Annotated in this window: 9 protein-coding genes; 5 read left to right on the top strand and 4 right to left on the bottom strand. The window is 45.2% G+C overall.

Translation table 11 applies throughout. The annotated features are described in order from the left end of the window. The 3 genes from QXL29_05990 to QXL29_05980 all read right to left on the bottom strand — a co-directional run. On the bottom strand, window positions 1-1,104 hold a 1,104-nt coding region (locus tag QXL29_05990), incomplete at its 3' end, for an ABC transporter substrate-binding protein (GenBank protein ID MEM2284142.1). 63 nt (window positions 1,105-1,167) lie between these two features. After that, window positions 1,168-1,881 carry a prolyl oligopeptidase family serine peptidase gene (locus tag QXL29_05985; protein MEM2284141.1) on the bottom strand — a complete coding sequence of 238 codons (714 nt, stop codon included), beginning with the start codon at window positions 1,879-1,881 and terminating at the stop codon, window positions 1,168-1,170. A 108-nt stretch (window positions 1,882-1,989) separates the two neighbouring features. Then, window positions 1,990-3,099: a M42 family metallopeptidase gene (locus QXL29_05980; GenBank protein ID MEM2284140.1), complete on the bottom strand. Its 1,110-nt coding sequence runs from the start codon at window positions 3,097-3,099 to the stop codon at window positions 1,990-1,992. A 183-nt stretch (window positions 3,100-3,282) separates the two neighbouring features. Between QXL29_05980 and QXL29_05975 the strand changes: the two genes are divergently transcribed. Together QXL29_05975 and QXL29_05970 are read left to right on the top strand one after the other, a co-directional pair. Then, entirely contained in the window at window positions 3,283-3,594 is a 312-nt protein-coding gene (locus QXL29_05975) for a hypothetical protein (GenBank protein ID MEM2284139.1), read from the top strand. A gap of 101 nt (window positions 3,595-3,695) precedes the next feature. Next, window positions 3,696-5,057: an MATE family efflux transporter gene (locus QXL29_05970; GenBank protein ID MEM2284138.1), complete on the top strand. Its 1,362-nt coding sequence runs from the start codon at window positions 3,696-3,698 to the stop codon at window positions 5,055-5,057. Window positions 5,058-5,120: 63 nt separating this feature from the next. Here the strand turns inward: QXL29_05970 and QXL29_05965 are convergent, their stop codons facing one another. Next, complete coding sequence (locus QXL29_05965; protein ID MEM2284137.1) at window positions 5,121-6,038, bottom strand: DMT family transporter; 918 nt, start codon at window positions 6,036-6,038, stop codon at window positions 5,121-5,123. A gap of 97 nt (window positions 6,039-6,135) precedes the next feature. On the opposite strand from QXL29_05965, the gene QXL29_05960 reads away from it, so the two are divergent. From QXL29_05960 to glgB, 3 genes are all read left to right on the top strand, one after another. Next, window positions 6,136-7,629, top strand: a complete 1,494-nt coding sequence (locus QXL29_05960) for a carboxypeptidase M32 (protein MEM2284136.1) — start codon at window positions 6,136-6,138, stop codon at window positions 7,627-7,629. 125 nt (window positions 7,630-7,754) lie between these two features. Next, window positions 7,755-8,237: a winged helix-turn-helix domain-containing protein gene (locus QXL29_05955; protein MEM2284135.1), complete on the top strand. Its 483-nt coding sequence runs from the start codon at window positions 7,755-7,757 to the stop codon at window positions 8,235-8,237. Window positions 8,238-8,292: 55 nt separating this feature from the next. Next, window positions 8,293-9,434: 1,4-alpha-glucan branching enzyme (gene glgB, locus QXL29_05950; protein ID MEM2284134.1), on the top strand; the 1,142-nt coding region annotated here is incomplete at its 3' end.

Below are 9,434 nucleotides of genomic sequence, written 5' to 3'. Positions count from 1 at the left end.
CATGTGGACTGAGTCGTAGGCGTACCAAGTAGTGAATATTGGTTCAGTCCCGTACTTATTCTTGTACTTGCTATAGAAACTCATGGTTTTCTCGGTTATCGGTATTGGGAATCCCCAAGAAATACATATTAGTCCTTCTGCAGCGCCGAAAGTCTGGTTATAGAAGGCGTCAAGCATTGCGAAAGTACCTCCCCCAACAGCTAAGAGAGGTACTTGACCTAAGCTGTAGTCTCTGGCGAACACGTAATCTTCAGTGCCCGAGAATTGCCAAGTTATGTATTGAGCGCCTGAAGCTACTGCTTGAGCGAATATGTCTGTGAAGGACCCTATGTCTGTCGGGACTCCCTGAGTGTAGACTATCTCCACACCCTCCTGAACAGACCTGTTTTGCCCGTAAAGTGCGTGTGGTATGACCCACGGCAAGTCCTCATAAATCCACGCTAGTTTAGTCCAGCCAAACCTCCTGGAAAGGTAAGCTAGGAGGTCCCAAGTAGCTGCTGCTTGAGAAGTTGCGTTGACGTATGCTCTGAACCAATACTTGTACGCGTCGTAGTTCTGAAGAACCATCGCGTCTATCGCGTCACTAACAGCTCCTGAAGCAATTATTGGGACCTCATAAAGCTGAAGCAAGTCCATTATGGCTAGTGCTTCGTGAGACCCGAAGACTCCCACAACTACTTTTACTCCTTGTTCAGCTAGGTATTTGTAGCCGGCGTTAGCTTTATCACCACTCCATTCAGTGTCATAAGTAACTACTTCTATCTTGTAACCCAGCACACCCCCCTCAGCATTGATTTCCTCAACAGCCATCTGAATAGAGTTAAGCATCATCTGACCAATCGGTAGGTTCAGCGGTAACAGAGCTCCTATTTTAACAGTGCCGATGAAGCCTGGAGTAGTTGTGGGCGTGGGTGAAGCCGTCACGTAAGACGTTACTGTCTGTGTTGTGGTGAGGGTCACAGTAGTGAGTCCGCCGGGAGGTACTGACATCTGACCTGCTAGGAACCCTACTATGCCCGCTATTATTATGAGGACAACTAACGTAGCCATTAATGTGGGTGGTTTCAACTCTTGTAGCACCTCACGACTAATGAGTTTAAACAACTAAAAATAGTTATGTTATCATATGTAAACATTTTCTGTTAGTGACTGCAACTAGCTTCACGATTAGATTATTTTGTGACTTCTTAGAAATTCTAGGGAAATCCTCACTAACTCTTCTTCTTTCTTGCTAAACAGGTAGTCAGCATCCTCAATGATCTCTAGCTTAGCCTCGATATTGTATTCTTTTAGTTTCTCGAGTAATCTCTGAGACTGTGTTACTGGAACCATAGTGTCTTTACCGCCGTGTATTATTAAGACCTTACCAGTAACTTTCTCTACGTAAGTTATAGGGCTTGATAACGTGTAGATCTCGGCACTTTCTTCAGGAGTTCCTATAGTTGACTTAACTAATTCAGCTATGTATTTCTGCGGTGTACCAGTAGGGAACTTAGAAAGGTGGTTGTAAAGGTCTGCCAAGTCTACCCAACCACCAACGTCGATGACGAAACTAACTGGTTCTTGCGTAGACGCTAGCAGAGCTACAGTGCCTCCAAGCGAAATACCAAAAATACCTACTCTAGAGGGGTCAATTCCCTTAAACGATTTAAGGCTTCTTAAAGCATTCACGGAAACTACGACGCCGTCGCTTGCGTCAGTATATCTTGGGGCAAAGACTAAGAATCCCGACTCAGCAAACTTCTTAGTAATCTCGTATATTGACTCAGGTGTTTGATTAAACGCGTGTAGAGCTACAAGACCTGGGTAAGTCTCAAGCCCCTCAGGAATTAAAGCGTACCCGATCATGCCTTGTAGCTTAGTTTTACTAAACTTATACATTGCGGAACACCTAAGAAATGTTTGCCAGCAAGTTAAAAAGGTAGTGCGTTAAAAATGTAAATCTGTTTTAATGAAGAAGTTCTAGTATGAGGCCTCAAGTATCGCGTCTTATTTTATTCTACGTTCTTTTAATGAGCTCACCCACTCGTGAGTAGCTCTCTCCGCAAACGCTTTAGTTAGTTTGATAGCGTTTAATACGTCTTTGAGGTCTATGACCTCGACTGGTGAGTGTATGTAACGTGAAGGTATTGAGACTACACCTGCAGGCACTCCCTCTTTATTCAGAGCTATAACTGAAGCGTCTGTTGTTCCCCCTGCCAAGACTTCCACCTGGTACGGTATTCCCGACTCCTCAGCTATCTTTATTAGCATCTTGACTACTTCTGGGTGTGCTATAAGTCCTGAAGCAGACCTGCCATCAGCTACTTTTATGGCAGGACCCTTACCTAGCTGAGTACACCACTCGTGTTCAGAGACTCCGGGAAAGTCACTCGCTACCGTCACGTCTAGGGCGAGGGCTACGTCAGGCGTTATCGAGTACGCTGCTACCTCAGCACCCTTAAGTCCCACCTCCTCCTGAACAGTCGCTACCGCATACACGTCAAGCTCTGGTGACTCAATAACTTCAAAAGACTTCAGCATTACTGCTAGACCTACTCTATCGTCTATTGCTTTGCCCGTGACTCTATCTCCCGTCAGTACACTCAACTCTCTATCAAATACAGCTATGTCACCTACCCTAACACCCATGTTGAGGACTTCCTCTCTTGAGGTAGCGCCTATGTCGACGAAAAACTCCTTCATCTCAGGTATTTGACGAAGTTCTTCGGGTTTTATTACGTGAGGTGGCTTCAGACCTATCACACCCCTGTAGCGTCTCCCATCTCTAGTCTTGATTATGACTCTCTGGTAGACTAGCGACCTTTCAGGGATTCCTCCTATAGGCAGTATTCTTAAGAATCCTTTCTCATCTATGTGTGAAACGAACAGCCCTATCTCGTCCATGTGTGCAGCAAGCATCAACTTACCACTACCTCTAGACCCTTTCTTAACTGCTATGACGTTACCTAACGTATCAACTCTCAACGCGTCAGCTACTCTCTTCATCTCATCTATGACTAACTCTCTAACACTGTCCTCATTACCTGAAGGACCTATACTCTCAGAGAGTTTCTTAAGTAGTGAGAAGACATCTTCTTTAGAGAGGTCTGACTTCATAACGTGTAATCACCTAATAAAATCTATAAGTACCTGGTTAAAAGTATTTAGTATTTATTGATCAGTCTCTCGCGAGTTGTGTGTGGTTATGTTAATTAATTTAATCTATTCCTTAAGGTATCCTAATAGTTCACACAATAATTTATTAACATCTTCATTTGATTATTTAGTTGGGAGAGGTACGTGAGTGAAGATACTCTACTAAGTAAGTTGAGGCTTGTTGAGGATATGTTGAGGAAGGTAGTTGTTCCTGGGTTTGACGTTGATGTTATTTCTTCAGGTGTTGTGAGTAGGCTCAGGATATCTAGTGATGGGAGGAGGCTAATTGTTTACTTGAGTTTCTTGAGTAGTGACCCGGGCTGTCCCTTCTGTAAGTTCATAAATCACGCTTTGTGGACAACTATAGCTAAGAACATACGTGATGTTTTGGTTAGTAGTTCACTCTTTGATGAGGTCTTAGTAGTTGATGAGTTTACTAAAGCCCCTATAATATGAGTCAAACTAAAGAACTTCTCTTGATCAGTTACTGACTACTTAGTTGTTCTTTTAGCTTATTTTCGTGGTCAGCTCTATTCACTACTTAGTAGGTGCTGTGATTGGATGATAAAGACTGGGTGTTGAGGGAGCCTATAGTTAAGGTTATGTTGAAGCTGGGTCTCCCTATAGGTGTGATGCAGGCTCTTCAGGTAGTCTACAACATAACAGACATGTTTTGGTTGGGGAGGTTAGGGAGAGAAGCTCTAGCCGCTGTTAACGCTACATGGCCTGTCGTTTTCTTAGTAGTTGCTGGATTAGCAGGTGTTTTTCAGGCAGGTATATCTCTAGTTTCTCAGTATTGGGGTGCTAGAGACTATGAGTCAGCCATGAATGCTGCCGGGCAGTTGTTACTGATAGTCTTGCTTCTAGGACTGCCTGTCGGCTTAGTCGCTTACTTCTTACTGCCTCTAATGATGGTCGTCATAGGAGTGCCTGCTGAGGTAATTCCTGACGCCGTGACTTACGGGAGGTACTTCTCACTAGGATTTACTATCTTTGGCTTGATGGACGCCACAGTATCTATTTTTAGTGCAGCCGGAGATACCGTAACTCCTATGAAGATTAGAGTCGCGGGAGTCTTGCTGAACGTAGTTTTAGACCCTGTCTTAATATTTGGTTTAGGTCCCATACCCTCTATGAGGGTTGCGGGGGCTGCTATAGCCACGCTACTGAGTGACTTCATTGCTTCACTCATAGCTATGAGGGTCTTGACTAAGGGTATTAGAGGTGAGAAACTCCAGTTACGCCATTTGAGGCCGAAGCCGTGGTTGTTGCGTAAGTTAGTTAAGATAGGGTTGCCTATATCTGTGTCATCGATTGGTGAGGCAGGAGGCTTCACTCTCTTGACCGCAATAATAAGCATGTTAGGTAGTGTCGCACTAGCTTCTTGGGGGATAGGTGACAGACCTCTCGGGCTCCTCGACATTTTTGTCGCTAGTTTGCTCGGAGCTACTGCCACAATAATTGGTCAGAGTCTAGGTGCTGAAATGTATGAGAGAGCTAAGATAACAGCTCTTAAGACGGTGCTTTACTCTACTCTAATAACCGGGTTAGGAGTTTCAGCCTATATAGTTTTCAGGTACTCGGTAGTCTCCGTGTTCGCTCCTTCAGACCCTGAAGTCGTTCAGGGGGCAGCTGACTTCCTCTTATACATGGGTCCATCAATAATATTCTTCGTGATTTTGAGAGCTGCTTTCTCTGTCGCGAGCGGGTCTGGACACACGAAGACAGTCATGTATTTAAGTCTCTTTAGGTTATGGGTTTTGAGGAATGTACTAGCCTACTTATTCGGTCCAGGACCTTTCAGGATGGGTGTTAGGGGGCTCTGGATCGGTATGTCGATAAGCAACATAATAACCGGGTTACTAGCGTTTTTGTGGATAGTGAGGGGTAGCTGGTTAAAACCCGTTATAAAGACCTAACCAGAAATTTTCTAGAATGCTTCTCTAGTATTTCTGGAGCCCTTACTGGGAGGGAGTCAGTAATCAGCTAAGAAAGGCTGCGACCACTATACCAAGAGATGTTAATGCAGCACCTAAAATCAAGGCATGATTATGAAGCTCTCTAGCAACCCCTCTAGTAGTGATCATTGAAAGTATTGGAGTTAATGCTGTCGCAAGGACTGTTGAGGCGGTGCCTACAGTGGCTAAAGACAAGAGAAAGAAGTACATACCTCCAAACCATCCGATAACTCCGGTTATCCCAGAACACTCGATCATTTTTCTCAGGTTGTTTTGTATGCTGTAATTTTTCTTGGCGTGAATACTCAGCAGACCTGCAGGTATAAAAACTGCCACTAAGACTCCCAACCTAATCACTAGGAGTGAGGTAGGGTCTGCGTAATGAAGTGACATAGTGCTTAGTACTGTTCCTATTCCCCAACATAGTGATGCTGTAGCAGCGTAACTGAAGTTCTTCAACGAGGCCTCCTTATTTCCTGAATTATTAGGTGCTGAAATAACGAGTCCGAGAAACGCTAGGACCGCCCCGACTAAGACGCCCAGTCTCAAGACTTCTCCTAAGAGGACTGAGAGAGCTTGAGCCACGAATATGTAGGTATAAGCCACGACTACTGCTCTCCCGCCGCCTAAGACCTGAATAGCTCTAGTGTAGGCGGCGTCGCCTATTCCAGGCCCTATCAAGGCAGAAGCCGTGAATAAGAGGATGCTGAGCGGTGTTACCTCAACTCTAAACCCTGTTAAGGAACATAGTAGGAGTGTGGGAAGTAGGGCTAGCAGGGCTCTAAGTCCGGTGAAGAGGATGGGCTGTAACGCGTTTTTGTATTTGCTTATAAAGGCCGGGTTAAGAGACCATAGGCCAGCGGTGATCAGCGCGTAGCCGAAGTCTAGCAGCCGCGACACCCGTATGAAAGTCAAGAGTAGATTTTTAAGCTGATCCTTCACCTCTCTTGGAGACGGGAAATGCTTTATTAGTTAATTTGGAACACTTTATTGGGGTTTATGCTTATATGGTGTTACGCCATCTTTAATAGGTGATTTAATGTATTTCGTGAACGAAGCTGTTAAAGACCTCTTAAGACTTTACAGGAGGGTTTGGGCTTTATCGCACGCGATGTCTGTCATGGGCTGGGATCTAGAGACTTACATGCCTGTTGAGGGTGTTGAAGAGAGGAGTGTTGCTCACGCAGAGTTGAGTCTCATGACTCAGGAGTTGCTACTTCGTAGGGAGTTTCTTGAGGCTCTCGAGAGAGCTTCTAAGCAGGAGTCGCTAAACGATTACGAGAGAGGCGTTGTTAGAGTTCTTGAGAGGGAAGTCAGGATTGCTAGGGTCTTGCCTCCAAGACTTGTTGAGGAGTTGGCTAGAGTAACTCAGGAAGGTCGGGTGGCTTGGAAAGTAGCTAGAGAAAAGAATGATTTCGAGATTTTCAGGCCTTACCTAGAGAAGATAGTTGACTTGACGAGAGAGAAAGCGAATTACCTGGGTTTTAGGGAACACCCTTACGACGCCTTGTTAGACATCTACGAGGAGGGGATGACTACTAGAGACGTAGAAACTATGTTCACATACTTAGAGCCCAGGATAAGGAGAGTATTAGATAGAGTGCTTAGTGAGGGTAAGTACTCAGTAGATCATCCCCTAGAGAAAGAGAAGTACTTAAGAGAAGAAGCTGAGAAACTTAACCTGGCGGTGCTTGAGACTTTCGGGTTTCCGATCGGTAAGAGAGCAAGGCTTGACGTGTCGGCTCACCCCTTCACTATAAACATGGGCTTGAAGGACGTCAGAATAACTACTAGATATGAGGGCTACGACTTCAAGAGGACGTTATTCAGCGTGATTCACGAGTTTGGCCACGCGCTTTACGAACTACAGATTGATGAAGAACTTAAGTATACTCCAGTAGGTAGTGGAGTCTCGCTCGGCATTCACGAGTCTCAGAGTAGGTTCTGGGAGAACGTGATAGGCAGGTCTAGAGCGTTCGTCAACGCATTCATAGACTTAGTCAGACTGGTGAGTCCCGCCAGGGATAGAGACCCTGAAGACATATACGTGTACTTCAATACTGTGAAGCCTTCTTTGATCCGCGTAGACGCTGATGAAGTCACTTACAACCTCCACATAATCCTCAGATTCAAGCTAGAGAAGCTGATGATCACGGGTGAGGTGAAGGTTGCTGAATTGCCTGAGTTGTGGGACCACGAGATGGAGAGCTTGCTGGGTATTAAGCCTAAGAACTACTCTGAGGGCGTTCTTCAAGACATACACTGGAGTATGGGCTCTATAGGTTACTTCCCCACCTACACGCTGGGAACATTGTTATCCTCTCAGATAGCTTACTATATGGACAGAGACTTAGGCGGGCTCTACGCTCACGTAGTCAACAAAGACTTTCAGAGAATTAAGGACTACTTGAGAGAGAAGATACATAGGTGGGGCTCGATTTACCCACCCAAAGAACTGCTACTCAAGTCTTTTGGCGAGACTTACAACCCGGAGTATTTCGTGGGTTACTTAGAGAGTAAATTCTCGAACTGAGTTCTTGGTTTGGAGGGTTAAGTCGAGTAAGAATCTTTATGATCAAGAATTAATTCTTCAAAGAGAGTATGTGTCAGCCATATTTTTAACCATACCATCAACAAATATATTAGGGGTGTGAGTTGGTGAGGGCGTCACTACTTAACGTTCTTGCCAAGATCGAGGGAGAGGTTAGGTGTCATGAGTTAAGTGAGTTGGTTGGTCTTAGTAGGAGTACTTTGAGGAGGTACTTGAGGGAGTTACTCGAGGAGGGGTTAGTAATTGAGGTGTCTAAAGGTACTTACATGCTGACTGATAAGGGTAAGAGAGTTAAGGAATCTCTCAAGAGTGTCTTGACGGAGGTTAGTGAAGATAAGGCTTATGTGGTGACAGACCCTAGTACTGGGGCTCCAGTCCCGCTCAGGATGAAGAGCTTGAAGCACTTGTACGTAGTCATTAAGTACGGTCTTGCGCCCGAGGAGGTAGTGAGAGAACATCTGAAGAGAGGGTATATTTCTGAGTGGGTCAAGAATGTTTTAGGTAATGAGGAGTTAGCTAAGAAGCTAGCTACCGAAGAATTAAGTGAAGTTGTTAAGGTTCTTGAGGAACTAATTAGCTTAACTGAGTAAGTGATGTAAATCACTTACTTCACGTAGATAAGGAGTTTAGCTAGAGAGAAAGTCTATGAGTAGAGGCGTGGTTGAGTATAGTCTGATTACTGATTATGACGTATACTTGTTTAGAGAAGGAAGACATTATAAGATTTACGAGAAGTTAGGTGCTCACCCCTTAGTCGTTGACGGAGTTTCAGGTACTTACTTCGCGGTATGGGCTCCTAACGCTGTTGAGGTACACGTGGTTGGCGACTTTAACGGTTGGAAGACTGGAATACATAAGCTGATTCCTCGGAGAGACGGCTCCGGCATCTGGGAGGGCTTCGTAGGTGGGGTCAGAGTCGGTGATAAGTACAAGTACTACATAGTTTCTAAGTTCGGGGGCTACAAGGTTTTTAAGGGCGACCCCTACGCGTTTTTGTGGGAGACACCTCCTAAGACTGCGTCTATCGTTTGGGACTTGAGTTACGATTGGGGGGATGACGAGTGGTTGCGTGTTAGGGCTTCGAAGAATTCTTATGAGGCACCCATAACTATATACGAGGTTCATTTAGGTTCGTGGATGCGAGTTCCTGAAGAAGGTAACAGGTTCTTGACGTACCGGGAGCTTGCTGACAGATTATGTGATTACGTGTGTTATATGGGTTTCACACACGTTGAGTTCTTGCCTGTGATGGAGCACCCGTTCTACGGTTCTTGGGGTTATCAAGTAGTAGGGTACTACGCCCCTACTAGCAGGTATGGGAAGCCTCAAGACTTCATGTACTTGATTGAGAGGCTTCATAAATGTGGTGTTGGTGTGATAATTGATTGGGTGCCTTCGCACTTCGCTACGGACGAGCACGGTCTGGCTTTCTTTGATGGCACGCACCTCTACGAATATGAGGATTGGAGGAAGAGGGTCCACCCTGATTGGGGTAGCTACGTATTCGATTACGGTAAGGGTGAAGTCAAGTCTTTCTTGATAAGTAACGCGCTATTCTGGATTGAGAAGTACCATGTTGATGGGTTGAGGGTAGATGCTGTTGCTTCGATGCTCTATCTAGACTATTCTAGGAAGCCTGGTGAGTGGGTGCCTAACGTATACGGTGGTAGGGAGAACCTTGAAGCAATAGAGTTTATTAAGGAGTTTAACGAGGCTGTCCATAAGTACTACCCTGGTGTCCTGACGATAGCTGAGGAGTCTAGCGCGTGGCCTAAAGTGTCGAGACT

The sequence above is a fragment of the Zestosphaera sp. genome, assembly GCA_038843015.1.
Taxonomy (GTDB): Archaea; Thermoproteota; Thermoprotei_A; order Sulfolobales; family NBVN01; genus Zestomicrobium.
Note: the sequence above shows the minus strand (reverse complement) of the source record. Positions and strands in the feature narration are given on the sequence as shown.